The sequence below is a fragment of the Megamonas rupellensis DSM 19944 genome (genome assembly GCF_000378365.1).
Lineage (GTDB): Bacteria > Bacillota > Negativicutes > Selenomonadales > Selenomonadaceae > Megamonas > Megamonas funiformis.
In genome coordinates this window covers 15,676-41,381 of the sequence record NZ_KB899566.1, presented here as the reverse complement: position 1 = coordinate 41,381, position 25,706 = coordinate 15,676, and the positions used below count along the sequence as shown (strand labels likewise).

The window sequence follows — 25,706 nt, the reverse complement described above, 5'->3', positions numbered from 1 at the left end:
GTCGAATTAACGAACTACTTCTGTACCGATACCTTGAGAAGTAAATAATTCGAGAATTAAAGAATGAGCTTCGCGACCATCAATGATACAAGCTTTGCCAGTACCGCTATCAAGAGCATGAAGACATGCTTCTACTTTTGGTATCATGCCACCGCCGATACTGCCATCATTGATGAGTTTTTTAGCTTCGCTTTGAGTGAGTGTAGAGATAAAGGAAGATTTATCTTCAAAATCGCGATAAATTCCTTTAGTATCAGTTAAGAGTAAAAGTTTTTCAGCTTGAAGTGCACCAGCAACTTCAGCAGCTACATAATCAGCATTGATATTAAATGATTCATCTGCATGACCTGCACCGATTGGAGCGATTACAGGAACATAATCATTATCTAGTAAATCATTGATTAAAGCTGTATTGATTTTTTCTACTTCACCAACATAACCGATATCTACTTGTTCAACAGCGTCTGTACCATTATGTACTTCTGCTAATTTTTTATGAGCGATGATTAAATCTGAATCTTTACCACTTAAACCAACAGCACGAATACCGAGGCGATTTAAACGGTTTACGATTTCAGAATTGATTTTACCAGCAAGTACCATTTCAGCGATTTGCACAGTTTCTTTATCAGTAACGCGAAGACCGCTTACAAATTCAGTTACTTTGCCGAATTTTTTTAAGAAAGATGTGATATCAGGACCGCCACCATGAACGATTACAGGGCGAATACCAACATATTTCATAAGTACGATATCTTTCATTACTTGTTCTTTTAAAGTATCGTTTATCATGGCATTACCACCGTATTTGATAACGATGGTTTTGCCGTAGAATTCTTGAATATATGGAAGGGCTTCTACTAGAATAGAAGCCTTATCTTCTGCGGAAAAATTATTTAAATTACTCATCAGGTGTGATACTCCCCATTGATTTTTACATATTCGTAAGAAAGGTCACAACTCCAAACTGTAGCATCTTCTTGTCCCATGTTTAATTCAATATCGATAACGATATCTTTTTGTTTCATAACATGAGCGAGAGCTTTTTCATCATAAGTTGCACCAGTACCATTAGCAAAAATAGTAATGCCACCGAATTTTACAACAGTTTTTTCAGGAACCATATCTGCACCAGAGTAACCAACAGCACAGATTACACGTCCCCAGTTAGGGTCTTCACCGAAGAATGCAGTTTTTACAAGTGGGGAATTAGCAATTGCCATACCTACAGTTTTAGCATCAGCAAAAGATTTTGCACCTTTTACATTGATTGTTAAGAATTTGCTAGCACCTTCACCATCAGCTGCAATTTGTTTTGCAAGTTCTGTGCAAAGCATCATGAGTTTATCAAAGAAGATTTGATAATCAGCGTTTTCTTCTGTGATTTTTGCATTATTTGCTTCGCCGTTAGCGAGTACGATTACCATATCATTTGTACTCATATCACCATCAACGGAAATCATGTTGAAGGATTTTTCTACGCAACCAGATATAGCTTTTTGTAAAAGCGCTTGGTCGATAGCAATATCAGTAGTAATATAGCAAAGCATTGTAGCCATATTAGGACGAATCATACCAGAACCTTTTGCGATAGCGCCCATGCGAACTGTTTTACCAGATAATTCAAATTCGCAAGTTACACTTTTGCTATGAGTATCAGTAGTGATGATAGCTCTACCAGCATTATCACTGCCATCAGCAGATAAATTAGCTACAGCATCTTTGATACCAGCTTCAAGTTTATCCATTGGCAAATTAACACCGATAACACCAGTGGAACCAACGATTACATCATCAGCATTAACACCGAGTTCATCAGCTGCGATTTGTGCCATTTTGTGAGCATCATCTAAACCTTGTTGACCAGTGCATGCATTAGCACAACCAGCATTAGCTACGATTGCATGAGCAGTTCCTGTAGCAACAACTTCTTTAGATACATAAACTGGAGCAGCAGCTACTTTATTTTGAGTGAATGTACCCGCTACAACAGCTTGAGTTTTTGTATAGATAACAGCAACGTCTAAGTTACCGCTTTTTTTTATGCCAGCTTTAACGCCTGCTGCAGTGAAACCTTTGGCAAACGTTACACCTTGAGTATCTTTTTTTATCATAAAATATACCTCCGAGTTATCGAAATATCATGGATAAATTGGAGTGAAATCCAATCCTGTTTTTTCATCAAAACCGCAAGCAATATTAAAGTTTTGAATAGCTTGACCTGCGGCGCCTTTTACTAAATTATCAATAGCGGAAAGGACGATAATGCGACCTGTTCTAAGGTCAATATGCCAACCGATATCGCAGAAGTTAGAACCACGAACTTCTTTAGTAGATGGGTAAGCACCTCTACCTAATAAGCGAATGAAATATTCATCGCCATACATATCAGTGTATGCTTTATCTATCATTTCTGGAGTAACCCATTGTTTGATATTAGTATAGCAAGTGCTTAAAATTCCTCTAGACATTGGTACTAGATGAGGTGTGAAGTTCAAAGTAACTTTACGATGACATAAATGACCTAAAGCCTGTTCGATTTCAGGTGTATGACGATGTGTAGCTACGCCATAAGCTTTGAAATTATCATAAAGCTCAGGGTAATGTGTCATTTGTTTAGCTGAACGACCAGAACCAGAAGTACCAGATTTAGCATCAACAATAATAGTATTTGGTTCAATAAATTCATTTTTTACAAGTGGTGCTAAAGCTAAGATACTAGCAGTAGTATAGCAACCAGCATTACCAATAATTTTAGCATTTTTAATATCTTCGCGATAAAGTTCAGCTAAACCATAAACACGAGGTGCGTCTTTATGTGTATGAGCTACTTTATACCATGCTTCATAGATATCTGTATCATCAAAGCGATAATCAGCACCTAAATCAATAATGCGAACATTAGTATCGGCTAAAGCTTTACCTACTTCCATAGCATGACCATGAGGAAGACCAATAAATACAAAATCGCTATCGTTTGCGATAGTATCCATATCTTTCATACTGATTAATTCTTGGTCATATAATCCTCGTAAGTGAGGATATACTTCAGAAATTTTTTTACCAGTATAACTTTCTGAAGTTATATGCACTACTTGAACTTGGGGGTGGTTGTACAGTAAACGTAAAAGTTCTGCACCAGCATATCCAGTAGCACCAATAATACTTACTCTAATCATGATATCCTCCATTTTTAAAAGTTAAATATTAACGCTTCAATATAATTAAAGATATGCAGTGTTAACATGTAAATAAATTATAACACAAAATAAAAAAAACGCTAACAAAATAAGGTGGTTATAATTATACAACTCAATCGTATAAAATTTCAATAGTTTTTTTAAAAATTTTTAATAAAAAATGGTATATATAAACTAAAAGAATATATATACCATAAATTAATATTTATAAACTATGTTTATTTTTGGCTTTGAATAGTTAAAGTACGGAAGAACTTATGCATAAACATTGAATAATTTTCTAAATTATCATCTTCAGTATCTCCGCCGATTATTTGATAAGAACAAATCCAATGATTGTCTTTAGCATCATAAACATCAGCAAACATAACTACACGGCTATCATTAGCAAATGTGAAAATTACATAAGCATCAGCATAATTTTTAATATTTTCTTTATAGATAGCTAGTGCTTCACGATTGGACAAAGTAGTGATATCAGTACCTGTAGTAGCTTTTATATTTTGGATTACATCTTTATCAGATAATAAAGTATAAGTAACTTCATCTTCTTTAGCTACTTTGAAGATAACGTCTGTCAACATATCAGGAGTGATTAATTCTGGAGCATTAGGTAATTTAGCTTTACGTTCAATGCTTAATGCGGAAGGTTTGTAGCTTGGTGTATAAATAGCTAATGTATGGATATTTTTTAAATTATAATCTTCATCCATCATGGTGATTTTCTCATTAGCAGCAAAGGCTGTAGATATACTAAAGAGCATAATTGCTAATAATGAAAATATAGTAATTAGTTTTTTCATGAAAAAGCCTCCTAAATAAATCTTAATCAATAAATAATATTCGTTTTAAAAATTTTATTTCCTGCAAAAAAAGACTCCAAACGATATATTTTGTTTGGAGTCTTTTATATTTTATTTTAAGAAACCGTTTATGATTTGATTTTCAGCTTCTTTTTCAGTTAAGCCTAAGCTCATTAATTTTATTAATTGTTCTCCTGCAATTTTACCGATAGCTGCTTCATGAATTAAATTTGATTCAGGGTGATTTGCTTTGATTTCAGGAATTGCAGAAATTGTAGCATCGTCCATGATGATAGCATCACATTCAGAATGACCATGGCATTTGTTATTACCATAGATTTTAGCAATGAAGATTTGTTTTGATTTTTCTTGAGCTACAGCTCGAGAGATAATATTAGAGTGGGAATTTTCTCCATCTAAATTTACTTCAAAATCACTTTCTGCATATTGATTGCCATGTGTTAAAAGTTTTTCTTTTACAATTAAAGTGGAATTTTTACCAACAGTTCCTTTAGTAATTCTTTTTGTAGAATTTATACCACGAATTTGAGTTGTTTCCATTTCCATATAGGAATTTTCGTCCATTTCAACAATGGTAGTAGGGTTCATGATGCGTTTACCATCACCATCGCCAGAACCATAATGTTTTTCTAAATATTTTACTTTAGAATTTTTACCTATATAAAAAGCATGAATACCATCATGTTCGGAGTCTGCATTGCCACAGTTATGGATACCACAGCCAGCGACAATGGTTACATCACAATCATCACCGATGAAAAAGTCATTATATACTAATTCATTAACGCCAGATTTATCCATGATTACAGGAATGTAACAAACTTCTTTTTTTGTTCCTGGAGCAATGCGGATATCAATGCCATCTTTATCTTCTTTTTTAGTTATAGTTATATTTTTACTAGAAGCTCTATCAACAGCTTTACTATTTAAACGGATATTATAAGCACCTTGTGGTTTATCTTTAATACCAGCTACTTTTTCTAATAAATCTTTTTCTAGATTATCTAACATGAGGAGTCCTCCTATTTTTTATAGAAATCACAAACACCAGCAACTTCCATAAGTTGAGGCATGATTTCTTCTTTTGTGCCAATTTGTTTAATGGAGCCATTTGCAACTAATACAATTTGGTCAGCTATATTTAAGATGCGTTCTTGATGGGAAATAATCATAATGGATTGTTGTTGTTCGTGTAATTTTTCAAAAACACTGATGAGTTTTTGGAAGCTCCATAAATCAATACCAGCTTCAGGTTCATCAAAAACAGCTAATTTAGTTTGTTTACGAGCTAAGATAGTAGCGATTTCAATGCGTTTAATTTCGCCACCAGATAGGGAAGTATCTACTTCACGATTTACATAATCAGCAGCGCAAAGACCTACTTCAGAAAGATAAGTGCAAGCGCCACTAGTAGATAATTTTTCTCCAGCTGCTAGGCTGAGTAAATCTTTAACACCAATTCCTTTGAAGCGAACTGGTTGTTGGAAAGCAAAACTAATACCAGCTAAAGCTCGTTTAGTAATATCCCAATCAGTTATATCTTCACCATTAAAGAAGATTTTTCCGCTAGTTGGTTTTTCAATGCCCATGATGATTTTGGCTAATGTAGATTTACCACCACCATTTGGACCTGTGATTACTGTAAATTTTTTATCATCAATAACTAAATTGATATCTTTAAGAATTTGTTTTGTTTTATTTCCATCATTAACAGAAAATGATAGATTTTTTAATTCTAACATTAATCTAACTCCAATCTAATATATTTATGTAATTTATATATATTAAATACATAATATATGATACCTATTATACAATTTTTATTATGTATTAGCAAAATAAATTAAATCAAAAATATTTGTTAAATCGTGATTGATTATAAAAGAGTTTATATGGCTAGTCAATGAAGAATATAGCTTTTTTGAAGAAAAAAATAAAGATTTTTGGAAATAAAATCAATAAAAAAGATATCCTTAATTAATATATATAAGCATAATTTTTATACTTGAAAACAACTTTTTTTAACTTTTTTTTAACTTTTTTTAAAAAAAGGGGTTTACAAATGAATTATCTTATGATAACATTATTACCTGTCAGCACGGTGCTGACAAACGAAAGCGAGAAACGCTGGTGTAGCTCAATTGGCAGAGCAGCTGACTTGTAATCAGCAGGTTGGGGGTTCGATTCCTCTCGCCAGCTCCATATTCTTTACCAAATCGCGGGGTGGAGCAGTTGGTAGCTCGTCGGGCTCATAACCCGAAGGCCAGAGGTTCAAGTCCTCTCCCCGCAACCAAAACCGATTTTGCTGGTGTAGCTCAGTCGGTAGAGCGTATCCTTGGTAAGGATAAGGTCACCGGTTCAATCCCGGTCATCAGCTCCAGAAAATATAATATGGCGGCGTAGCTCAGTTGGCTAGAGCATGCGGTTCATACCCGCAGTGTCCGGAGTTCGAATCTCTGCGCCGCCACCAATTAAAACAACAACCCCTTAATAGGGGCTTTATTTATGTTGGTAGCCTTTGAATATACCATATAAATATTCAATGAAAAATGATAATATTTTCAGTGTCAGGCGTTTTTGGTAGTTCAATTTCGCCTGAAGTCGTGTTATTTATTTGACACATGTTTTTAATTGTGATAAATTATATAGGCGACGTTTATAAGACGAACGAATATTATACTAAATGATGTAAAGAGGGGTGCATGAGATGCGCAATGCTGTTACTTTAGCCTGCACTGAATGCAAACAGCGCAACTATCAGACTAATAAAAACAAAAAAAATAATCCTGATAGAATTGAAATGAAAAAGTATTGCAAATTCTGTAAAAAACATACTTTACACAGAGAAACAAAATAAGGTTTTCCTTTGTAGTAGTGTGAGGAAGTGAAGAAATGGCACAGAATGAAAATACTCCAGTAAATCAGGAAAAATCCGGAATAATAGGATTTTTATCTGGTGTAAAAAGTGAGTTAAAAAAAGTTGTTTGGCCTACTCGCAGAGAACTGGTTTCTTATACAGGAGTAGTTTTCGTTGCAGTGGCATTTATTTGTGCTTTAATTTGGATATGTGATACTGTTTTTGCCCGTATATTTGATCTCATTTTACGATAATTACAGGAGGTGGAGATGTCTTGTCCCTTGGCATGGAATTAGAAAAGAAATGGTATGTTATACATACATATTCCGGTTATGAAAACAAAGTAAAAGCCAATCTTGAAAGAAAAATCCACTCCATGGGCATGGAAGACAAAATCTTCAATGTAATCGTGCCTGTAGAAAAAGAGACTGAAAAGAGAAATGGCAAAGAAAAAGTAGTAGAAAGAAAAATTTTTCCAGGTTATGTCTTACTTGAAATGATAGTTGATGAACGTTCTTGGTATATTGTAAGAAATACACCAGGCGTTACAGGATTTGTAGGTTCAAATACAAAACCTGTTCCATTAACTGAAGAAGAAGCAAATAGAATTTTAAAAGCAATGGGTATGGATAAACCAACAGAACTTGATGTTGAAGTGGGAGACCAAGTAAACATTACTTCTGGTGCTTTTGAAAATTTTGTTGCAACTATAACAGAAATTGATTATAGTAAGAGTAAGATTAAAGGCGTTGTTGATATGTTTGGTCGTGAAACTGCAATTGAAGCAGATTTCGATCAGATAGAAAAAATATAAATCAGCAAATTCAAATATAACATATAGTTATATTCCATAATCCTAAGGAGGTGTAAATAACAATGGCAAAAAAAGTTGTTAAACTTGTAAAATTGCAAGTTCTCGCTGGTAAAGCTACTCCTGCTCCTCCAGTTGGTCCTGCTTTAGGTCAGGCTGGTGTAAATATCATGGCTTTCGTTAAAGAATTCAACGAAAGAACTGCTAAACAGGGCGGTTTAATTATTCCAGTAGAAATTACAGTTTTTGAAGATAGATCCTTTACTTTTGTTACAAAAACTCCACCAGCAGCTGTGTTATTAAAGAAAGCAGCTGGCATTGAAAAAGCATCTGGTGAACCTAATAAAAAGAAAGTGGCTAAATTACCACGTGCTGAAGCAATGAAAATTGCTGAAAGCAAAATGCAAGACCTCAATGCTGCAGATATCGAAGCTGCAACTCGCATGATCGAAGGTACTGCACGCAGCATGGGTATCGAAATCGTTGACTAATTTTATTAGTTGATGTAAGATACTTGACTGTGGGAGGCTTATACCGTTAAAACCACAAAGGAGAGAATTTTAATAATGGCTAAATTTGGTAAAAAATACCAGGACGCAGCTAAATTAGTTGAAGCTGGTAAAGCATATGATTTAGCAGAAGCTATTGAAGTAGTTAAAAAAACTGCTACTGCTAAATTTGATGAAAGTGTTGATGTAGCTGTTCGTTTAGGTGTTAACCCTAAATATGCAGATCAGCAAGTTCGCGGTGCCGTTGTATTACCACATGGTACTGGTAAATCTAAAAGAGTTTTAGTTTTTGCTAAAGGCGATAAAGTTGCTGAAGCAGAAGCTGCTGGAGCTGACTTCGTTGGTTCTGATGAACTCGTTGCAAAAATCAAAGAGGGCTGGTGTGACTTCGATGTTACAGTAGCAACTCCTGATATGATGGGTGTTGTAGGTCGTTTAGGTAAAATCCTTGGTCCTCGTGGCTTAATGCCAAACCCTAAACTTGGTACTGTTACAATGGATTTAACAAAAGCTGTTAATGAAATTAAAGCAGGTAAAGTTGAATATAGAACAGATAAAGCTGGTAACGTACATGTGCCAATCGGTAAAGTTTCTTTCGACAATGCAAAACTTGTTGAAAACTTACAGGTTCTTCTTGACACATTAGTAAAAGTTAAACCAGCAGCAGCTAAAGGTCAGTATATGCGTAACATCACAGTTAGCACAACTATGGGCCCAGCTGTTACTGTAAACACAAACTTCAAAGCTGCTAAAGCTGAATAATTTAATATTCATTTAGTAAAGCGACTTAAGACAGCAGGTGTTACATTATTTGTAACATAATATAGCCTGCCGAGGTCAGATACTTGGCAAGGCATGAAAACTTTGCGGTCTCTGGTCCTCACTAGAGACCGTTTTTTGGTTTCGTAATAAATATTTCTCATTTGAGAGGGGGTGTCATGTAAATGGCAAACATTCGTCCAGAAAAACAGGCCGCAGTTGCAGGTCTTAAAGAACAACTTAGCTCTGCAAAAGGTGCTGTATTAACAGGTTATAGAGGTTTAACTGTAGCTCAAGATATGAAACTTCGTGCTAAACTTCGTGAAGCAGGTGTTACTTATCATGTTGTAAAAAATACAATGGTTCGTATTGCTGCAAATGAAATTGGCTTAGAAGGTTTAGATCCAGTTCTTAACGGTACTACTGCTCTTGCAGTATCCGCTGATGATGCTGTAGCTCCAGCTAAAGTTATATATGAATTCATCAAAGAAAACAAACTTGAAAACACAGAAGTTTTAACTATTAAAGCTGGTCTTGTTGAAGGTAAAGTTATCAATGTTGAAGAAGTTAAAGCTTTGGCATCCCTACCATCCCGCGAAGTTCTCATCGCGAAAGTTCTTGGCAGTATGCAAGCTCCTATCTCTGGCGTTGTCAACGTACTTCAGGGTACTATTCGCAATGCAGTATATGTGCTTGATGCAATCCGCGCTCAGAAAGAATCTGCATAAGCAGACTCTCTCTATATAAATAATATAAAAATAAAATGAAATTAATGTTTTAAATTTGGAGGAATATAAAAATGACTAAAGAAGAAATTATGCAAGCCATTGAAGAAATGACTGTTCTTGAATTATCCGAACTTGTAAAAGCTATGGAAGAAAAATTTGGTGTTAGCGCTGCTGCTCCTGTAGCTGTAGCTGCTGCTCCTGCAGCTGGTGCTGCTGCTGCTGAAGAAAAAACTGAATTCGATGTAATTCTTGCTTCCGCTGGCGACAAAAAAATCAACGTAATCAAAGTTGTTCGTGAAGTAACTGGCCTTGGCTTAAAAGAAGCTAAAGCTTTAGTTGACGGTGCTCCTGCTCCTGTTAAAGAAGGCGCTTCCAAAGAAGACGCTGAAGCTTTAAAAGCTAAATTAGAAGAAGCTGGCGCAACTGTAGAACTTAAATAATTTTATTTTAAGTAAAGTTGATAAGCTATTAAAGGACACTGGATATTATCCGGTGTCCTTTTTGTGCTTTTTACGATAATATTAGGTGAAAAATAAAATCTTTCTATCAAAAACAAGTGTCTAATGTAAAAGGTATGTAAATAAAAATATTTTCTTAAAATTTAATAAATTAGAAAGTAAGATGCCATAAAGCCTTTGTTTATAAGGGTTTTTACGACTTTTACATTTTTATATGATACGCCAGGAGCCGTGTTAATAAAAATACTTATAAAATATGTGTTGACAATGCTTTTTAATGATGATAATATTAATGAGTGCCTGAAATCTGTCAGTTAGTATTTAGGAGTGATAAAATGACAGTTACACTGAAAAATGCTAAACGCGTTATTGGCATAAAACAAGTTACTAAAGCGGTGAAAAACGATTTAGCGAAATGTGTTTACATAGCAGATGACGCAGATGATAGAGTTTTAAGCCCTTTAAAAGAGCTTTGTATGACTAAAAATGTAGAAATGATTTTTGGAAATACAATGGCTGAACTAGGTAAATCCTGTAACATTGAAGTAGGAGCTGCTGCGGTAGCATTACTTTAAGGGATACCGTTAACTAAGCTGAAAATCTCACAGCAAGTGAGATTTCTTAATCTAAAATATCCGAAACAAGGATAGGGCTTTGAAGCCTTTGGAAATTTGAGGAAGGAGGTGCATGTATGCCTACAATAAATCAGTTGATTCGTAAAAGCAGACAGAGCATGCAGGAAAAATCTACAGCACCGGCATTAAAAAATTGCCCGCAGAAACGTGGTGTTTGCACAAGAGTATATACTACTACTCCTAAAAAACCAAACTCCGCATTGCGTAAAGTTGCCCGTGTTCGTTTAACGAATAGTATTGAAGTAACAGCTTATATCCCTGGTATTGGTCACAATCTTCAGGAACATAGTGTTGTTTTAATTAGAGGCGGTCGTGTAAAAGACTTACCAGGTGTGCGTTATCACATCATTCGTGGTTCTTTGGATACTGCAGGTGTTCAAAACCGTGAACAAGGAAGATCTAAATACGGTGCAAAACGTCCTAAGAAAAAATAATTACTTAAAACATTGAAGACTATGACAAGGAGGGGTAGTAATGCCAAGAAAAGGTTCCGTACCTAAAAGAGATGTATTACCAGATCCGGTGTACAAATCCAAGGTTGTAACTAAATTCATAAATAAAGTTATGCTTTCCGGTAAAAAAGGTGTTGCTGAGAAAGTTGTATATGATGCATTTGACATTATAAAAGAAAAAACTGGTAAAGACCCAATGGAAGTTTTTGAAACTGCATTGAAAAATGTTATGCCAGTATTAGAAGTTCGTGCTCGCCGTGTTGGTGGTGCTAACTACCAAGTTCCTGTAGAAGTTCGTCAGGATCGTCGTATGACACTTGGTATTCGTTGGATTGTTAACTATGCTAGACTTCGTGGTGAAAAAACTATGAACGAACGTCTTTCCGGCGAATTAATGGATGCTGCTAATAACACAGGTGCAGCAATTAAGAAAAAAGAAGATACTCATAAAATGGCTGAAGCTAATAAAGCATTTGCTCATTATCGTTGGTAATTTTAAAGTATCTTTTGTATAATATAAGGAGCGATGAGTAAGTGGCAAGAGCGTTTTCACTCGAAAAAACTCGTAACATTGGTATTATAGCACATATTGATGCTGGTAAAACCACTACTACAGAGCGTATTCTGTTCTACACAGGTATACTTCATAAAATGGGTGAAGTTCATGAAGGTGGAGCAACAATGGACTGGATGGCACAGGAAAAAGAAAGAGGTATTACAATTACTTCTGCTGCTACAACTTGCCATTGGAAAAACCATCGTATTAACATCATTGATACACCAGGCCACGTGGATTTCACAGTTGAAGTAGAACGCTCTCTTAAAGTACTTGATGGTGCTGTTACTGTATTATCCGCAAAAAGCGGTGTTGAACCTCAATCTGAAACAGTTTGGCGTCAAGCTGAAAGATATCATGTACCTCGTATGGTATACGTTAACAAAATGGATATCATCGGTGCTGACTTCTATAATGTTCTCAAAATGATGGTTGAACGTCTTAACGCACATCCAGTTGCTATTCAGATTCCAATCGGATCTGAAGATACTTTCCAAGGTCTTATTGACTTAATTAAAATGAAAGCTGTAATCTACGAAGAAGATTATACAAAAGAACCTGAATCCGTAGAAATTCCAGCTGAATATAAAGAAAAAGCTGAAGAATATCGTCAGAAAATGCTTGATTCTGTTGCAGAAACAGATGATGAATTAATGATGAAATATCTTGAAGGTGAAGAACTCACTGAAGAAGAAATCAAAGCTGCAATTCGTAAAGCTACAATCGCTTGCGAAATTACTCCAGTAGTTTGCGGTTCTTCTTACAAAGATAAAGGTATTCAGCCTATGCTTGATGCTGTTGTTGACTATATGCCAGCTCCAGTTGATATTCCAGCAATCAAAGGTATAAATCCTGATACAAATGAAGAAGACAAACGCGAATCTAGCGACGAAGAACCATTCGCAGCGTTAGCATTCAAAATTATGGCTGACCCATTTGTTGGTAAACTCGCATTCTTCCGTGTTTACTCCGGTACATTAAATGCTGGTTCTTATGTATTTAACTCTACAAAAGGCAAAAAAGAACGTATCGGACGTATTTTACAGATGCATGCAAACAACCGTAAAGAAATTGAAGTTGTTTACAGCGGTGATATCGCTGCTGCTGTAGGTCTTAAAGATACTACAACAGGTGATACACTTTGCGATGAAAATCATCCAATCATTCTCGAATCTATGGAATTCCCAGATCCAGTTATTTCCGTAGCTGTAGAACCAAAAACTAAAGCTGACCAGGAAAAAATGGGTATTGCTCTCCAGAAATTAGCAGAAGAAGATCCTACATTCCGTGTAAGAACTGATGCTGAAACTGGACAGACAATTATCTCTGGTATGGGTGAATTACATCTCGATATTATCGTAGACCGTATGAGCCGCGAATTTAAAGTAGATTGTAAAGTAGGTAAACCACAGGTTGCTTATCGTGAAACAATCCGCAAAACAGTTAAATCTGAAGGTAAATTCGTTCGTCAGTCCGGTGGTAAAGGTCAGTATGGTCATTGCTGGATTGAACTCATTCCACAAGATCCAGGTGAAGGTTTCTCCTTCGAAAGCAAAATCGTTGGTGGTGCTATTCCTAAAGAATACATCGGACCAATCGAAAATGGTATCAAAGAAGCTATGGAAAACGGTGTTGTTGCTGGTTATCCAATGGTTGATATCAAAGCTATCGTTTATGATGGTTCTTATCATGAAGTTGACTCCTCAGAAATGGCCTTCAAAGTTGCAGGTTCTATGGCATTCAAAGCTGGTGCATTAAAAGCAAATCCAGTATTATTAGAACCATATGTAAAAGTTGAAGTTACTGTTCCTGAAGAATACATGGGCGATGTAATTGGTGACTTAAACTCCCGTCGTGGTCGTATCGAAGGTATGGAACCACGCAATGGTGTACAAGTAATCAACGCATTTGTTCCACTTTCTGAAATGTTCGGTTATGCAACCGACTTACGCTCTAAAACACAGGGTCGTGGGAACTACTCCATGGAAGTTTCTTACTATGATGAAGTTCCTAAAAATATATCTGATGCTATTGTCGCTAAAACAAAAGGCGAATAATAAAGGAGGAAATTAATTAAATGGCTAAACAGAAGTTTGAAAGAACTAAACCACATGTAAACATTGGTACAATCGGTCACGTTGACCATGGTAAAACTACTTTAACTGCTGCTATCACTAAAGTTTTATCTGAAAAAGGTATGGCTCAGTTCGAAGATTACAGCATGATTGATAAAGCTCCAGAAGAACGTGAACGTGGTATTACAATCAACACTGCACACGTTGAATATGAAACTGACAGCAGACACTATGCACACGTTGACTGCCCAGGCCATGCTGACTATGTTAAAAACATGATCACTGGTGCTGCTCAGATGGACGGTGCTATCCTCGTTGTTAGCGCTGCTGATGGCCCTATGCCACAGACTCGTGAACACATTCTTCTTGCTCGTCAGGTTGGTGTTCCTGCAATCGTTGTATTCCTTAACAAAGCTGACCAGGTTGACGATCCTGAACTTCTCGAACTCGTTGAAATGGAAGTTCGTGAACTTCTTTCCAGCTATGACTTCCCAGGTGATGATATCCCTGTAGTAACTGGTTCCGCTCTTCAAGCTCTTGAAGGCGATGCAGCTGCTAAAGAAAAAATTCTTGAATTAATGCAAGCTGTTGATGATTATATCCCAACTCCAACTCGTGACACTGATAAACCATTCTTAATGCCAGTTGAAGACGTATTCACAATCACTGGTCGTGGTACAGTTGCTACTGGCCGTGTAGAACGTGGTGAACTCAAACTTGGTGACACTGTTGAAATCGTTGGTCTTTCCGAAGAAAAGAAATCCACTACTGTAACTGGTATCGAAATGTTCCGCAAAATGCTTGATAGCGCTGTTGCTGGTGACAACATCGGTGCATTACTTCGTGGTGTAGACCGTAAAGAAATTGAACGTGGTCAAGTACTTGCTAAACCTGGTACTATTCATCCACACAAAAAATTCAAAGCTCAGGTTTACGTTCTTACTAAAGAAGAAGGTGGACGTCATACTCCATTCTTCTCCAACTATCGTCCACAGTTCTATTTCCGTACTACTGACGTTACTGGTGTTGTAACTCTTCCAGAAGGTACTGAAATGGTTATGCCTGGCGATAACATTGAAATGTCTATCGAACTTATCACTCCAATCGCTATTGAAAAAGGTCTTCGCTTCGCTATTCGTGAAGGTGGCCATACAGTAGGCGCTGGTCGTGTAATCGAAATCGACGAATAATTTCAAGCTTAAGCTTATTACTTTTAATAATTAATTTATATAAGGGCGGCATTTTGCTGCCCTTATATAAAGTTCTTTTAAAATGCGATGACGCGGCAGATTGCTTGCATAAGGCAAGGGAACTGGCGTGGAGAAATTGTCCGGGTCATGAATCTGGGCGACAAGGAGGAAAATAATTTGGCTAAACAGCAGAAAATCAGAATTCGTTTAAAAGCATATGATCATAAAGCACTTGATCAGAGCTCCGTTAAAATTGTTGAAACAGCTAAAAGAACAGGTGCAATGGTATCTGGTCCTATTCCATTGCCTACCGAAAAAAATATTTTTACAATTTTAAGATCTCCACATGTTAATAAAGACTCTCGTGAACAGTTCGAAATGAGAACTCACAAACGTCTTATTGATATTTTAGAACCAACATCTAAAACTGTTGACGCTTTAATGCGTTTAGATTTGCCAGCAGGTGTGGATATCGAAATTAAATTGTAAGAGGAGGTGGCAATAGATGGCAAAAGTAATTTTAGGTAAAAAACTTGGCATGACTCAAATCTTTACTGAAGAAGGTAAAGTAGTTCCTGTTACAGTTGTAGAATCCGGTAAAAATGTTGTTCTTCAGAGCAAAACTGTTGAAACTGATGGCTACAATGCCGTTCAGATTGGCTTTGGAACAGTTAAAGAAAAAAATGTAACTAAACCAATGAAAGGCCATTTCGCAAAAGCTGGCGTTGAACCAGTAAAATTTATTCGTGAATTACGCCTTGCAGATGTTCCTGAATATAAAGCTGGTGACTCCATCAGCGTTGACATATTTGGTGCCGGTGATTTAGTTGATGTTACTGGTACTTCCAAAGGTAAAGGTTTTGCCGGCGGTATTAAACGTCATAACTTTGCTAGAGGTCCTATGGGTCACGGTTCTAAATCTCATCGTGAACCAGGTTCTACAGGTGCTATGATTTCTGGTCATGGTGGACGTGTACTAAAAGGTAAAAAATTACCAGGCCGTATGGGTGGCGCTAAAGTTACAGTTCAGCGTTTAAGCGTTGTACGTGTTGATGCAGACCGTAACCTTATTTTAATCAAAGGTGCTATTCCTGGTGCTAAAAATAGCTTTGTTGTAATTAAAGATACAGTTAAACCTAAGAAATAATAATTGGAAGGAGGATATGCTATATTATGCCTAAAGTAGCAGTTTATACAGTTGCCGGCCAGCAGATCGGTGATATCGAATTAAATGAAAGCGTATTTGGCGTTGAAGTTAACGAAGGTCTTGTTCATCAAGCAGTTGTAATGCAGTTGGCAGCTCAGCGTTTAGGAACGCATGCAACAAAAACTAGAGGTTTAGTACGCGGTGGCGGTCGTAAACCTTGGAAACAAAAAGGTACAGGTCGTGCTCGTAGCGGAAGCACCCGTTCCCCACTTTGGGTAGGCGGTGGTACAGTTTTTGGTCCATCTCCTCGTTCCTATGCATTCAGAATGCCTCGTAAACAGCGTCGTTTAGCAATTAAATGCGCTTTAACAGATAAAGTAAACAATGGTGATTTCATTGTATTAGAAAGCTTAGATTTCGCAGCTCCTAAAACAAAAGAAGTTGTAAAAATGATGAGCGATTTCAACGTTGCAGAGAAAGCTCTTATCGTTACTGCTGATGTAGTAGAAAACGTAGAGAAATCTTCTCGCAATATCCCTGGTGTAAAAGCTATCAGTTCTTGCGGATTAAATGTATATGATATCTTAAATCATAACAAACTCTTCATTACTAAAGATGCTATTACACGTATTGAGGAGGTATTAGCATAATGGAAGCTAGAGATATCATTATCAGACCGCTTGTTACAGAAATGACAACTGAATTGATGGAAGAAGGCAAATACGTATTTGTAGTTGCTAAAGAAGCTAACAAAATTGAAATTGCCAAAGCAGTATCTACTATCTTCAACGTAAAAGTTGAATCCGTAAATACAGTTAACGTTCTTGGTAAAGTAAAACGTATGGGCCGTAATCTTGGCAAACGTTCTGACTATAAAAAAGCAATCGTAAAACTTGCAGCTGGAGAAACTATCGAGTTCTTCCAAGCTTAAGTAAAAAATAAAAAGGAGGTTAATTAAGTGGCAGTAAAGAGTTTTAAACCTTATTCTGCAGGTAGAAGATTTATGACTGTTTCTTCTTTCGAAGAAATTACAGCAAAAAAACCTGAGAAATCCTTGGTTGAAAGTCTTAAAAAGAACGGTGGTCGTAACTTCCAGGGCCGTTTAACAGTAAGACATCAAGGCGGCGGACACAAACGTTTATATCGTGTAATCGATTTCAAACGTAATAAAGATGGTGTTCCAGCACGCGTTGCTACTATAGAATATGATCCAAACCGTAGCGCTCGTATCGCACTTCTTAACTATTTCGATGGTGAGAAACGTTACATCTTAGCTCCAGATGGATTAAAAGTTGGTGACCAGATTGTATCCGGTCCAGAAGCAGATATTAAAGTAGGTAATGCATTACCACTTGCTAATATTCCACTTGGTACATTAGTACACAACATTGAAATGAAAATCGGTAAAGGCGGTCAGATGGTTCGTTCCGCTGGTGCAGCTGCTCAGCTTATGGCTAAAGAAGGCAACTATGCTCTCTTACGTATGCCATCTGGTGAAATCCGTAAAATCCATATCAATTGCCGTGCAACAATCGGTCAGATTGGTAACTTAGAACATGAAAACCTCACAATTGGTAAAGCAGGTCGTAACCGTTGGTTAGGCGTTCGTCCTGAAAACCGTGGTGTTGCGATGAACCCTAATGACCATCCACATGGTGGTGGGGAAGGCCGTAGCCCAGTTGGACGTAAACATCCTGTTACTAAATGGGGTAAATGTGCTATGGGTGCTAAAACTCGCCGTAAAAAAGCATCTGATAAACTCATCGTTAAACGTCGTGCAAAACGTCGTAAATAATAAATTTATGAATAAGGTAGCTTAATTGATTACCTTATTCTAAAATGAAAGGAGGACATATTTTGTCAAGATCAGTAAAAAAAGGACCTTACGTTGCAGAAAGCCTTGAAAAGAAAATTGATGCTTTAAATGCAGCTAATGACAAAAAAGTTGTTAAAACTTGGTCCCGCAGTTCGACAATCCTTCCTACATTTGTAGGCCATACAATTGCAGTTCATGATGGTCGCAAACATGTACCTGTATATGTTACAGAAGACATGGTTGGTCATAAACTTGGTGAATTTGCACCAACAAGAACTTACAAAGGCCATGCTGGCGAAGAAAGACGTACATCTTTAAGATAATTGTTGAAAGGAGGAACAACTGTGGAAGCTAAAGCAGTAGCAAAATATATCCGTATTTCTCCGCGTAAAGTACGTATTGTTATGAATCTTATTCGTGGCAAAAACGTAGCTGACGCGTTTGCAATATTGAAATTCACACCTAAAGCAGGTGCTGATGTAATTAATAAAGTTTTAAAATCAGCAGTAGCAAATGCTGAAAATAATTTTGATATGAATCCTGATAACCTCTATGTGGCTACAGCATTCGTTGATCAGGGACCTACCCTTAAACGTATTCACCCACGTTCCCGTGGACAGGCATTCAAAATCTTAAAACGTACATCTCATGTTACGATCGTAGTTAAAGAAAAATAATTAGAAGGAGGGAATAGATTTGGGACAAAAAGTTAATCCACATGGTATGCGCCTTGGTATCGTAAAAACTTGGGATGCGAAGTGGTATGCTGGTAAAGATTTCGCTGCTAACTTACATGAAGATATTAAAATTCGTAGCTTCTTAAAAGAAACTTTAAAAGTTGCTGGCGTATCTAAAATTGAAACAGAACGTTCTAAAAATCGTCTCAGATTAACTATTCATACTGCTAAACCTGGTATGGTTATCGGCCGTGGTGGTTCTGGTATTGAACAGCTAAAAAAAGGCCTTAAAAAATACACTGATAAACACGTAGATATTAATATCGCAGAAATTAAACAGCCAGATATGGATGCTACACTCGTAGCTGAAAACATCGCTTCTCAGCTCGAACGTCGTGTTGCTTTCCGTCGTGCAATGAAACAGGCTGTTAGCCGTACAATTCGTATGGGTGCAAAAGGTATTAAAGTAACAGTAGGTGGCCGTCTCGGCGGTGCTGAAATTGCTCGTAGTGAATCTTACCGTGAAGGTAGTATTCCACTTCATACTTTACGTGCTGATATTGATTATGGTACAGCTGAAGCACATACAACTTATGGCCGTCTTGGCGTAAAAGTATGGATCTTCAAAGGTGAAGTTCTTCCTGAAAAGAAACTTGCTGCACAAGCAGAAGCTGTTGAAGGGAGCGAAGATTAATGTTAATACCTAAAAGAGTAAAATACCGTAAACAGTTCCGTGGTACTATGAAAGGTAAAGCTCATAAAGGTAATACTGTAGTACATGGTGAATTCGGTTTACAAGCTCTCGAACCTGCATGGATTACAAACCGTCAGATCGAAGCAGCTCGTATTGCGATGACTCGTTATATTAAACGTGGTGGTCAGGTTTGGATTAAAATCTTCCCTGATAAACCAGTAACTGCAAAACCTGCTGAAACTCGTATGGGTAGCGGTAAAGGTTCACCTGAATACTGGGTAGCAGTAGTTAAACCAGGTCGTATTATGTTTGAAATGGGCGGCGTTAGCGAAGAAGTTGCTAAAGAAGCTATGCGTCTTGCAAGCCATAAACTCCCAATCAAAACAAAATTTGTTAAGCGTGAAGTGCAAGGGGAGGGTGAAGTAAATGAAGGTTAATGAAATACGTGAAATGAGTGCTGGCGAACTTAACCAGAAACTTGCTTCGCTTAAAGAAGAATTATTCAACCTCAGATTCCAGCTTGCTACAGGTCAGCTTGAAAACCCTATGCGTATCAAAGAAGTAAAGAAAACTATTGCTCGTATTAAAACTATTCAACGCGAACAAGAATTAAAAGCTTAATAGTTAAGATTAGACTAATAGATAATAAATGATATGCAGAAGGAAGGAGGTTCTTTTAATGAGCGAAATTAGAAATGAACGCAAGACTAAAGTTGGTAAAGTTGTAAGCGACAAAATGGAAAAAACTATTGTTGTTGCTGTAGTTGATACTGAAAGTCATCCACTCTATAAAAAATCAGTTAAGAAAACTGTTAAATTTAAAGCACATGATGAAAACAACGAAGCTCACGTAGGAGATACAGTTTCTATTATGGAAACTCGTCCTTTATCTAAAGATAAACGTTGGAGACTCGTTGAAATTCTTGAAAGAGCAAAATAATTTGTTACTTGATATAGAATTTTAGAAGGAGGTAAAGCAATGATTCAGCAACAAACAATGTTGAATGTTGGTGATAACACTGGTGCAAAAGAAATTATGTGTATCCGTGTAATGGGCGGTTCTTATCGTAAATATGCCAACATTGGTGATATAATCGTAGCTGCAGTTAAATCTGCTTCACCTGGTGGAATGGTTAAAAAAGGTGACGTTGTTAAAGCTGTAGTAGTACGTTCTAAAAAGGGTTTACGTCGTGTTGACGGTTCTTATATCCGCTTTGATGAAAACGCTGCTGTTATTATTAAAGATGATAAAACTCCACGCGGAACTCGTATTTTTGGCCCGGTAGCCAGAGAATTACGTGACAAAGATTTCATGAAAATCGTTTCACTGGCACCAGAAGTAATTTAATAAATAGACAGGAGGTGCCAAGATTTGTCACAGGCTAAATTGCATGTAAAAAAAGGTGATACAGTTTTAGTATTATCCGGTAAAGATAAAGGTAAACAAGGTAAAATCCTTCAGGCTATGCCTGCTAAAGATAAAGTTGTAGTTGAAGGCGTTAACAAAATTAAACGTCACACTAAACCTAATCAGAAAGCTCCAAACGGCGGTATCATTGAAAAAGAAGCTCCTATGTTTGCTTCTAAAGTTATGGTAGTTTGCCCAGCTTGTTCTAAAGCAACTCGTGTTGCGAAAAAAGAAATTGATGGTAAAATGGTTCGTGTATGCAAAAAATGCGGTGAAGCATTAGACCAAGCAAAATAATTGAGGAAGGAGGATATCTTGGTGGATAGATTACAAGAAAAATATATCAATGAAGTTGTTCCTGCTATGACTGAAAAATTCGGTTATAAAAATGTAATGCAACTTCCTAAGATTGAAAAAGTTATCATTAGTATGGGTGTTGGTGAAGCTGCTCACAACTCTAAAGCATTAGATTCTGCTGTAGCTGACCTCACTATTATCGCTGGTCAGAAACCTGTTTTGACTCGTGCGAAAAAATCTCTTGCTGCATGGAAATTACGTGCAGGAATGCCTATTGGCGCTAAAGTTACTCTTCGTGGAACTCGTATGTATCAGTTCCTTGATAAATTTATGAATATCGCTTTGCCTCGAGTTCGTGACTTCCGTGGCGTAAGCCCTAAAGCTTTTGATGGTCGCGGAAACTATTCAGTTGGTCTTAAAGAACAATTGATTTTCCCTGAAATCGAATATGATAAAATCGAAAAAATTCATGGTATGAATATTATTATTGTTACTACGGCAAAGACTGATGAAGAAGCTAGAGCTCTTCTTAAATTAATGGGTATGCCGTTTAGTGCTTAATTCTTAAGAGGAGGTATACTGATCTATGGCCAGAAAGGCAATGGTCCAGAAATGGAGTCAAGAACCTAAATTCAAGGTTCGTAAATATAACAGATGCAAAATCTGTGGTCGTCCACATGGTTATATGCGTAAATTTGAAATGTGCCGTATTTGTTTTAGAGAACAAAGCTACAAAGGCGCAATCCCTGGCGTAACAAAAGCTAGTTGGTAAGGTTGAAAGAAAGGAGGATATCGATTTATGGGAATGACTGATCCTATTGCAGATATGTTAACTCGTTTGCGTAATGCAAACTCCGTACTTCATGATAAAGTTGAAATTCCTGGTTCTAAAATTAAACAGGCTATTGCAGAAGTTCTTAAAGAAGAAGGTTTCATTAAAGACTTCTCCTTCGCAGAAGATAACAAACAAGGTGTTATCACAATTAACTTGAAATATGGTCCAAACCGTGAACAAGTAATCACTGGTATTAAACGTATTTCTAAACCTGGTCTTCGTGCTTATGCTAAGAAAGATCAATTACCTCGCGTACTTGGTGGTCTTGGTATTGCTATCATCTCTACTTCTAAAGGTATTATGAGTGATAAACAAGCACGTCGTGAAGGTGTTGGCGGCGAAGTTTTAGCTTACGTATGGTAAAATTAGTTTTAGACTAGGAGGTGTACAGATGTCAAGAATTGGTAGAGAACCGATTACAATCCCTGCTGGGGTTACTGTAACAGTTGATGAACATAATCACGTAGCGGTTAAAGGTCCTAAAGGAGAAATTAGCCGTGACTGTCATAAAGATATGAAAATTACAGTAGGTGAAGGCGTTGTAACAGTAGAACGTCCATCCGAAGATAAAATGCATAGATCTTTACATGGTCTTACTCGTACTCTTATCAACAATATGGTTGTAGGTGTAACACAAGGCTTTGTAAGAAATCTTGAAATTAATGGTGTAGGTTATAGAGCTGCACAGGCTGGTAAAAACCTTAACTTATCTTTAGGTTTTTCCCATCCAGTAGTTGTTGAACCTCCTGTTGGAATCAAATTAGAAGCTCCTGCTCCTAACAAGATTGTTGTATCTGGTATCGATAAAGAAGCAGTTGGCGCTATGGCAGCTAAAATTCGTTCTTACAGAGAACCTGAACCTTACAAAGGAAAAGGTATTAAGTACGAAGGCGAACATATCCGTCGTAAAGCTGGTAAAACTGGTTCTAAGAAATAATAATCTTTAGTTAGAAATAGAAAGGAGAGGCTGGTTTTGTTTAATAAACAGGATAAAAATAAAGCTCGTCAGAAACGTCATTTAAGAGTTCGTAATCATATTTCTGGCACAGCTGAAAGACCTCGTTTAAACGTATTCCGTAGCTTAAGCAACATTTATGCTCAAGTTATTGATGATGTTAATGGTGTTACATTAGTATCCGCAAGCTCCAAAGATAAAGATTTCAACGCTTACGGCGGTAACATCGAAGCAGCTAAAGCTGTAGGTGCAGCTGTAGCAAAACGTGCTCTTGAAAAAGGCATTACTGAAGTTGTATTTGACCGCGGTGGCTATGTATATCATGGTCGTGTAGCAGCTTTAGCAGATGCAGCTCGTGAAGCTGGTCTAAAATTCTAATATTGGAACAGGAGGTAAATTAATGGCCAAGATTGACGCTAACGCACTTGAATTAGAAGAAAAAGTTGTGTATATTAATCGCGTTGCTAAGGTTGTAAAAGGTGGCCGTCGCTTTTCTTTCAGCGCTCTTGTTGTAGTAGGCGATAAAAACGGTCATGTTGGTGCAGGTCTCGGTAAAGCTAGCGAAGTACCTGAAGCAATCAGAAAAGGCATTGAAGATGCTAAAAAGAATCTTGTAGAAGTTTCTTTAGTAGATAAAACTATTCCACACGAAAGCCTCGGTGTATTCGGTGCAGGTCGTGTGCTCTTAAAACCAGCTGCAAAAGGTACTGGTGTTATCGCAGGTGGTCCAGCTCGTGCAGTTTTAGAACTTGCAGGTGTTGGTAATATCTTAACAAAATCCCTTGGTTCTTCTAACCCTAATAACATGGTTCGTGCAACTATTAAAGGTTTAGAACAGCTTAAAAAAGCTGAGCTCGTAGCTGAACTTCGTGGAAAATCCGTTCAGGAACTTTTAGGTTAAGGAGGAAATATTTCAATGGCAAAAGTGAAAATTACCCTTACAAGAAGTCTGATCGGCAGACCTGAAACTCAGAGAAGAACAATTCAGGCTTTGGGATTACGTAAATTAAATTCTACAGTAGAACATGAAGATACAGCTACAATTAGAGGTATGATTCATAAAGTAGAACATCTTATTACAGTAGAAAAAATCGGCGAATAATTTAGAGGAGGTGTCCAGGTTATGAAATTACATGAATTATCACCAGCACCGGGCTCTAGAAAAGTTCGTATTCGTGTTGGTCGTGGTTTAGGTTCTGGTTTAGGTAAAACTTCCGGACGTGGTCATAAAGGTCAGAACGCTCGTTCTGGTGGCGGCGTACGTACAGGTTTTGAAGGTGGCCAGATGCCTTTATACCGTAGATTGCCAAAACGCGGCTTCAAAAATATTTTTGCAAAAGAATATGCTGAAGTAAACGTTTCTTCTTTAAATCGTTTTGAAGATGGCGCAACAGTAGATCCAGCAGCATTAGTAGAAGCAGGTATCCTTAAAAACGTTTGTGACGGTGTACGTGTTCTTGGTAACGGCGAAATTACTAAGAAATTAACTGTTGTAGCAAACGGCTTCACAAAATCTGCTGAAGAAAAAATTACAGCAGCAGGTGGAAAAGTAGAGGTGATCTAAGTGCTTTCAGCTCTTAGCAATATCCTCAAAATCACCGAATTGCGACAGAAAATAGTATTTACACTAATTATGTTTGCAGTCTTCAGGCTCGGGACTCATATCCCGGTGCCTGGAGTAAATCCTTCAGTAATTGAACAGTTATTTAACAGCGGTAACTTGTTTGGCTTGTTGGATTTATTTTCCGGTGGTGCTTTAAGTAAATTTTCTCTCTTTGCTATGAGTATTACCCCATATATCAACGCGTCAATTATTATTCAATTATTGACCGTAGTAGTACCTACTTTGGAACAGTGGTCTAAAGAAGGTGAAGAGGGACATAAAAAGATAACCAAGACGACCCGTTATTTGACTGTTGTCTTGGCATTTTTACAAGCTATAGGTATGTCTATTGGTCTTAAACAGGCCATAATTAATCCTAGTATTACATCAATTCTTATTATTGCAATTACCCTAACAGCAGGAACAGTGTTCCTCATGTGGATTGGTGAGCAGATAACTGCACATGGTGTGGGAAATGGTATATCGCTTATCATTTTCGCAGGTATCGTTGCAGCACTTCCACAAAATTTGGGTACTATATATAATTACTTGCAAGCAGGCACAATAAGCTATTTTAATGTGTTATTCTTTGCAATAATCGCCCTTGCTATGATTGTTTTTGTTATTGCCATTCAGCAAGGACAACGTAGAGTTCCGGTATCCTACGCAAAACGCGTTGTAGGTCGTAAAACTTACGGTGGCCAATCTACGCATATACCGCTTAAAGTAAATCAGGCCGGCGTTATACCAATCATCTTTGCATCATCAGTATTGATGTTCCCAGCTACTTTAGCTCAGTTTGTACAAACTCCTTGGATTAAAACAATTGCTGATTATTTCCAATGGGGAACACCTTTTCAAAGTGCTGTATATGCATTATTGATTTTATTTTTTACGTATTTTTACACTGCGGTTACATTTAAAATTCCGGATCTCGCTGATAATTTGAAAAAATACGGTGGTTTTATTCCTGGAATTCGTCCAGGTCAGGCAACTGCAGATTATTTAGACCGTATTATGACACGTATTACATTAGCGGGTGCATTTTTCCTTGCATTCATTGCAATTTTACCAACAATGATAGCTGGTGCTACTCATATTGAAGGAATTCATTTCGGTGGTACAGCATTATTAATCGTAGTTGGGGTTGCTCTTGATACGATGAAACAAATTGAATCAATGGTCGTAATGCGCCATTATGAAGGTTTTATGAAGTAAGG

The 25,706-nt window shown here is 37.0% G+C and carries 40 protein-coding genes, 4 tRNA genes and 1 other annotated feature; of the genes, 38 read left to right on the top strand and 6 right to left on the bottom strand.

The genetic code is table 11. The features are described 5' to 3' along the window. Positions 1 to 6: 6 nt before the first annotated feature. The 6 genes from argB to F553_RS0100305 form a co-directional block, all read right to left on the bottom strand. Positions 7 to 909, bottom strand: a complete 903-nt coding sequence (gene argB, locus F553_RS0100330) for an acetylglutamate kinase (protein ID WP_008538909.1) — start codon at positions 907 to 909, stop codon at positions 7 to 9. Then, positions 909 to 2,114 (bottom strand): bifunctional glutamate N-acetyltransferase/amino-acid acetyltransferase ArgJ, encoded by a 1,206-nt coding sequence (argJ, locus tag F553_RS0100325; protein ID WP_018998540.1) that lies wholly within the window; start codon positions 2,112 to 2,114, stop codon positions 909 to 911. The genes argB and argJ overlap by 1 nt, the downstream gene beginning before the upstream one ends. A 27-nt stretch (positions 2,115 to 2,141) precedes the next feature. Then, positions 2,142 to 3,179 carry an N-acetyl-gamma-glutamyl-phosphate reductase gene (gene argC, locus F553_RS0100320; RefSeq protein ID WP_018998539.1) on the bottom strand — a complete coding sequence of 346 codons (1,038 nt, stop codon included), beginning with the start codon at positions 3,177 to 3,179 and terminating at the stop codon, positions 2,142 to 2,144. Positions 3,180 to 3,418: 239 nt separating this feature from the next. Beyond that, on the bottom strand, positions 3,419 to 4,003 hold the full coding sequence (locus tag F553_RS0100315) for a hypothetical protein (RefSeq protein WP_018998538.1): 585 nt from the start codon (positions 4,001 to 4,003) through the stop codon (positions 3,419 to 3,421). Between the two features lie 111 nt (positions 4,004 to 4,114). Further along, positions 4,115 to 5,035: a SufB/SufD family protein gene (locus F553_RS0100310; RefSeq protein WP_008538904.1), complete on the bottom strand. Its 921-nt coding sequence runs from the start codon at positions 5,033 to 5,035 to the stop codon at positions 4,115 to 4,117. A gap of 11 nt (positions 5,036 to 5,046) precedes the next feature. Then, a complete protein-coding gene (locus F553_RS0100305; RefSeq protein ID WP_015562946.1) occupies positions 5,047 to 5,766 on the bottom strand; it encodes an ABC transporter ATP-binding protein in 720 nt (239 codons plus the stop codon). A 384-nt stretch (positions 5,767 to 6,150) separates the two neighbouring features. Here F553_RS0100305 and F553_RS0100300 point away from each other — a divergent pair. The 38 genes from F553_RS0100300 to secY all read left to right on the top strand — a co-directional run bounded on the left by F553_RS0100300 (position 6,151) and on the right by secY (position 25,704). Beyond that, positions 6,151 to 6,226: transfer RNA gene (locus tag F553_RS0100300), tRNA-Thr, on the top strand. A 15-nt stretch (positions 6,227 to 6,241) separates the two neighbouring features. Further along, positions 6,242 to 6,317 (top strand) — tRNA-Met (locus F553_RS0100295). A gap of 11 nt (positions 6,318 to 6,328) precedes the next feature. Then, positions 6,329 to 6,404: transfer RNA gene (locus F553_RS0100290), tRNA-Thr, on the top strand. Positions 6,405 to 6,417: 13 nt separating this feature from the next. Then, a tRNA-Met gene (locus tag F553_RS0100285) sits at positions 6,418 to 6,494 on the top strand. Between the two features lie 237 nt (positions 6,495 to 6,731). After that, positions 6,732 to 6,881 (top strand): 50S ribosomal protein L33, encoded by a 150-nt coding sequence (rpmG, locus tag F553_RS0100280; protein WP_008538901.1) that lies wholly within the window; start codon positions 6,732 to 6,734, stop codon positions 6,879 to 6,881. Positions 6,882 to 6,916: 35 nt separating this feature from the next. After that, positions 6,917 to 7,135 carry a preprotein translocase subunit SecE gene (gene secE / locus F553_RS0100275; protein ID WP_018998537.1) on the top strand — a complete coding sequence of 73 codons (219 nt, stop codon included), beginning with the start codon at positions 6,917 to 6,919 and terminating at the stop codon, positions 7,133 to 7,135. Between the two features lie 32 nt (positions 7,136 to 7,167). Beyond that, positions 7,168 to 7,695 (top strand): transcription termination/antitermination protein NusG, encoded by a 528-nt coding sequence (gene nusG, locus F553_RS0100270; RefSeq protein ID WP_015562944.1) that lies wholly within the window; start codon positions 7,168 to 7,170, stop codon positions 7,693 to 7,695. 62 nt (positions 7,696 to 7,757) lie between these two features. Further along, on the top strand, positions 7,758 to 8,183 hold the full coding sequence (gene rplK, locus F553_RS0100265; RefSeq protein WP_008538898.1) for a 50S ribosomal protein L11: 426 nt from the start codon (positions 7,758 to 7,760) through the stop codon (positions 8,181 to 8,183). A gap of 75 nt (positions 8,184 to 8,258) precedes the next feature. Further along, a complete protein-coding gene (gene rplA, locus F553_RS0100260; protein ID WP_008538897.1) occupies positions 8,259 to 8,963 on the top strand; it encodes a 50S ribosomal protein L1 in 705 nt (234 codons plus the stop codon). 6 nt (positions 8,964 to 8,969) lie between these two features. Continuing rightward, positions 8,970 to 9,109: a sequence feature (ribosomal protein L10 leader region), on the top strand. A 36-nt stretch (positions 9,110 to 9,145) separates the two neighbouring features. Beyond that, positions 9,146 to 9,688, top strand: a complete 543-nt coding sequence (gene rplJ, locus F553_RS0100255) for a 50S ribosomal protein L10 (protein ID WP_008538895.1) — start codon at positions 9,146 to 9,148, stop codon at positions 9,686 to 9,688. 71 nt (positions 9,689 to 9,759) lie between these two features. Then, on the top strand, positions 9,760 to 10,128 hold the full coding sequence (rplL, locus tag F553_RS0100250; RefSeq protein WP_008538893.1) for a 50S ribosomal protein L7/L12: 369 nt from the start codon (positions 9,760 to 9,762) through the stop codon (positions 10,126 to 10,128). Between the two features lie 353 nt (positions 10,129 to 10,481). Further along, entirely contained in the window at positions 10,482 to 10,721 is a 240-nt protein-coding gene (locus tag F553_RS0100245) for a L7Ae/L30e/S12e/Gadd45 family ribosomal protein (RefSeq protein WP_018998536.1), read from the top strand. Between the two features lie 116 nt (positions 10,722 to 10,837). After that, positions 10,838 to 11,215, top strand: a complete 378-nt coding sequence (gene rpsL / locus F553_RS0100240) for a 30S ribosomal protein S12 (RefSeq protein ID WP_008538888.1) — start codon at positions 10,838 to 10,840, stop codon at positions 11,213 to 11,215. Between the two features lie 40 nt (positions 11,216 to 11,255). Then, a complete protein-coding gene (gene rpsG, locus F553_RS0100235; RefSeq protein ID WP_008538887.1) occupies positions 11,256 to 11,726 on the top strand; it encodes a 30S ribosomal protein S7 in 471 nt (156 codons plus the stop codon). A gap of 41 nt (positions 11,727 to 11,767) precedes the next feature. After that, a complete protein-coding gene (gene fusA, locus F553_RS0100230; protein ID WP_018998535.1) occupies positions 11,768 to 13,846 on the top strand; it encodes an elongation factor G in 2,079 nt (692 codons plus the stop codon). Between the two features lie 20 nt (positions 13,847 to 13,866). After that, on the top strand, positions 13,867 to 15,054 hold the full coding sequence (gene tuf, locus F553_RS0100225; RefSeq protein WP_018998534.1) for an elongation factor Tu: 1,188 nt from the start codon (positions 13,867 to 13,869) through the stop codon (positions 15,052 to 15,054). A gap of 177 nt (positions 15,055 to 15,231) precedes the next feature. Further along, a complete protein-coding gene (gene rpsJ, locus F553_RS0100220) occupies positions 15,232 to 15,543 on the top strand; it encodes a 30S ribosomal protein S10 (RefSeq protein ID WP_008538883.1) in 312 nt (103 codons plus the stop codon). A gap of 16 nt (positions 15,544 to 15,559) precedes the next feature. Continuing rightward, positions 15,560 to 16,201 carry a 50S ribosomal protein L3 gene (gene rplC, locus F553_RS0100215; protein WP_008538881.1) on the top strand — a complete coding sequence of 214 codons (642 nt, stop codon included), beginning with the start codon at positions 15,560 to 15,562 and terminating at the stop codon, positions 16,199 to 16,201. A gap of 26 nt (positions 16,202 to 16,227) precedes the next feature. After that, positions 16,228 to 16,851 carry a 50S ribosomal protein L4 gene (gene rplD / locus F553_RS0100210; RefSeq protein WP_008538879.1) on the top strand — a complete coding sequence of 208 codons (624 nt, stop codon included), beginning with the start codon at positions 16,228 to 16,230 and terminating at the stop codon, positions 16,849 to 16,851. Further along, positions 16,851 to 17,132, top strand: coding sequence for a 50S ribosomal protein L23 (gene rplW, locus F553_RS0100205; RefSeq protein WP_008538878.1), 282 nt, complete (start codon positions 16,851 to 16,853; stop codon positions 17,130 to 17,132). The genes rplD and rplW overlap by 1 nt, the downstream gene beginning before the upstream one ends. 27 nt (positions 17,133 to 17,159) lie before the next feature. Beyond that, the gene (gene rplB / locus F553_RS0100200) at positions 17,160 to 17,996 is read left to right on the top strand and encodes a 50S ribosomal protein L2 (RefSeq protein WP_008538877.1); all 837 of its coding nucleotides are present in this window, start codon (positions 17,160 to 17,162) and stop codon (positions 17,994 to 17,996) included. A 62-nt stretch (positions 17,997 to 18,058) separates the two neighbouring features. After that, positions 18,059 to 18,340 (top strand): 30S ribosomal protein S19, encoded by a 282-nt coding sequence (rpsS, locus tag F553_RS0100195; RefSeq protein ID WP_008538876.1) that lies wholly within the window; start codon positions 18,059 to 18,061, stop codon positions 18,338 to 18,340. Between the two features lie 21 nt (positions 18,341 to 18,361). Continuing rightward, positions 18,362 to 18,694, top strand: coding sequence for a 50S ribosomal protein L22 (rplV, locus tag F553_RS0100190; RefSeq protein WP_008538875.1), 333 nt, complete (start codon positions 18,362 to 18,364; stop codon positions 18,692 to 18,694). Between the two features lie 19 nt (positions 18,695 to 18,713). Next, the gene (gene rpsC / locus F553_RS0100185; protein ID WP_008538874.1) at positions 18,714 to 19,388 is read left to right on the top strand and encodes a 30S ribosomal protein S3; all 675 of its coding nucleotides are present in this window, start codon (positions 18,714 to 18,716) and stop codon (positions 19,386 to 19,388) included. Continuing rightward, positions 19,388 to 19,825, top strand: a complete 438-nt coding sequence (gene rplP / locus F553_RS0100180) for a 50S ribosomal protein L16 (protein WP_008538873.1) — start codon at positions 19,388 to 19,390, stop codon at positions 19,823 to 19,825. Before rpsC ends, rplP begins: the two co-directional genes overlap by 1 nt. Next, entirely contained in the window at positions 19,815 to 20,009 is a 195-nt protein-coding gene (rpmC, locus tag F553_RS0100175; protein WP_008538872.1) for a 50S ribosomal protein L29, read from the top strand. The genes rplP and rpmC overlap by 11 nt, the downstream gene beginning before the upstream one ends. A 58-nt stretch (positions 20,010 to 20,067) precedes the next feature. Beyond that, positions 20,068 to 20,328 carry a 30S ribosomal protein S17 gene (gene rpsQ / locus F553_RS0100170; protein WP_008538871.1) on the top strand — a complete coding sequence of 87 codons (261 nt, stop codon included), beginning with the start codon at positions 20,068 to 20,070 and terminating at the stop codon, positions 20,326 to 20,328. A gap of 39 nt (positions 20,329 to 20,367) precedes the next feature. Then, positions 20,368 to 20,736, top strand: coding sequence for a 50S ribosomal protein L14 (rplN, locus tag F553_RS0100165; protein WP_008538869.1), 369 nt, complete (start codon positions 20,368 to 20,370; stop codon positions 20,734 to 20,736). Positions 20,737 to 20,760: 24 nt separating this feature from the next. Then, the gene (gene rplX / locus F553_RS0100160; protein WP_008538867.1) at positions 20,761 to 21,093 is read left to right on the top strand and encodes a 50S ribosomal protein L24; all 333 of its coding nucleotides are present in this window, start codon (positions 20,761 to 20,763) and stop codon (positions 21,091 to 21,093) included. 21 nt (positions 21,094 to 21,114) lie between these two features. Continuing rightward, positions 21,115 to 21,654 carry a 50S ribosomal protein L5 gene (gene rplE, locus F553_RS0100155; RefSeq protein ID WP_008538865.1) on the top strand — a complete coding sequence of 180 codons (540 nt, stop codon included), beginning with the start codon at positions 21,115 to 21,117 and terminating at the stop codon, positions 21,652 to 21,654. A 25-nt stretch (positions 21,655 to 21,679) separates the two neighbouring features. Continuing rightward, positions 21,680 to 21,865 carry a type Z 30S ribosomal protein S14 gene (locus F553_RS0100150; protein ID WP_008538864.1) on the top strand — a complete coding sequence of 62 codons (186 nt, stop codon included), beginning with the start codon at positions 21,680 to 21,682 and terminating at the stop codon, positions 21,863 to 21,865. Between the two features lie 27 nt (positions 21,866 to 21,892). After that, positions 21,893 to 22,291, top strand: coding sequence for a 30S ribosomal protein S8 (rpsH, locus tag F553_RS0100145; RefSeq protein WP_008538862.1), 399 nt, complete (start codon positions 21,893 to 21,895; stop codon positions 22,289 to 22,291). A 28-nt stretch (positions 22,292 to 22,319) separates the two neighbouring features. Further along, positions 22,320 to 22,865 carry a 50S ribosomal protein L6 gene (rplF, locus tag F553_RS0100140; protein WP_008538860.1) on the top strand — a complete coding sequence of 182 codons (546 nt, stop codon included), beginning with the start codon at positions 22,320 to 22,322 and terminating at the stop codon, positions 22,863 to 22,865. A gap of 36 nt (positions 22,866 to 22,901) precedes the next feature. Continuing rightward, positions 22,902 to 23,261, top strand: coding sequence for a 50S ribosomal protein L18 (gene rplR, locus F553_RS0100135; RefSeq protein WP_008538859.1), 360 nt, complete (start codon positions 22,902 to 22,904; stop codon positions 23,259 to 23,261). A gap of 22 nt (positions 23,262 to 23,283) precedes the next feature. Further along, complete coding sequence (gene rpsE / locus F553_RS0100130; RefSeq protein WP_008538858.1) at positions 23,284 to 23,784, top strand: 30S ribosomal protein S5; 501 nt, start codon at positions 23,284 to 23,286, stop codon at positions 23,782 to 23,784. A gap of 15 nt (positions 23,785 to 23,799) precedes the next feature. Continuing rightward, positions 23,800 to 23,985, top strand: a complete 186-nt coding sequence (gene rpmD, locus F553_RS0100125) for a 50S ribosomal protein L30 (protein ID WP_008538857.1) — start codon at positions 23,800 to 23,802, stop codon at positions 23,983 to 23,985. 21 nt (positions 23,986 to 24,006) lie between these two features. Then, on the top strand, positions 24,007 to 24,447 hold the full coding sequence (rplO, locus tag F553_RS0100120) for a 50S ribosomal protein L15 (protein ID WP_008538856.1): 441 nt from the start codon (positions 24,007 to 24,009) through the stop codon (positions 24,445 to 24,447). Next, entirely contained in the window at positions 24,448 to 25,704 is a 1,257-nt protein-coding gene (gene secY / locus F553_RS0100115; RefSeq protein ID WP_008538855.1) for a preprotein translocase subunit SecY, read from the top strand. Positions 25,705 to 25,706: the final 2 nt, after the last annotated feature.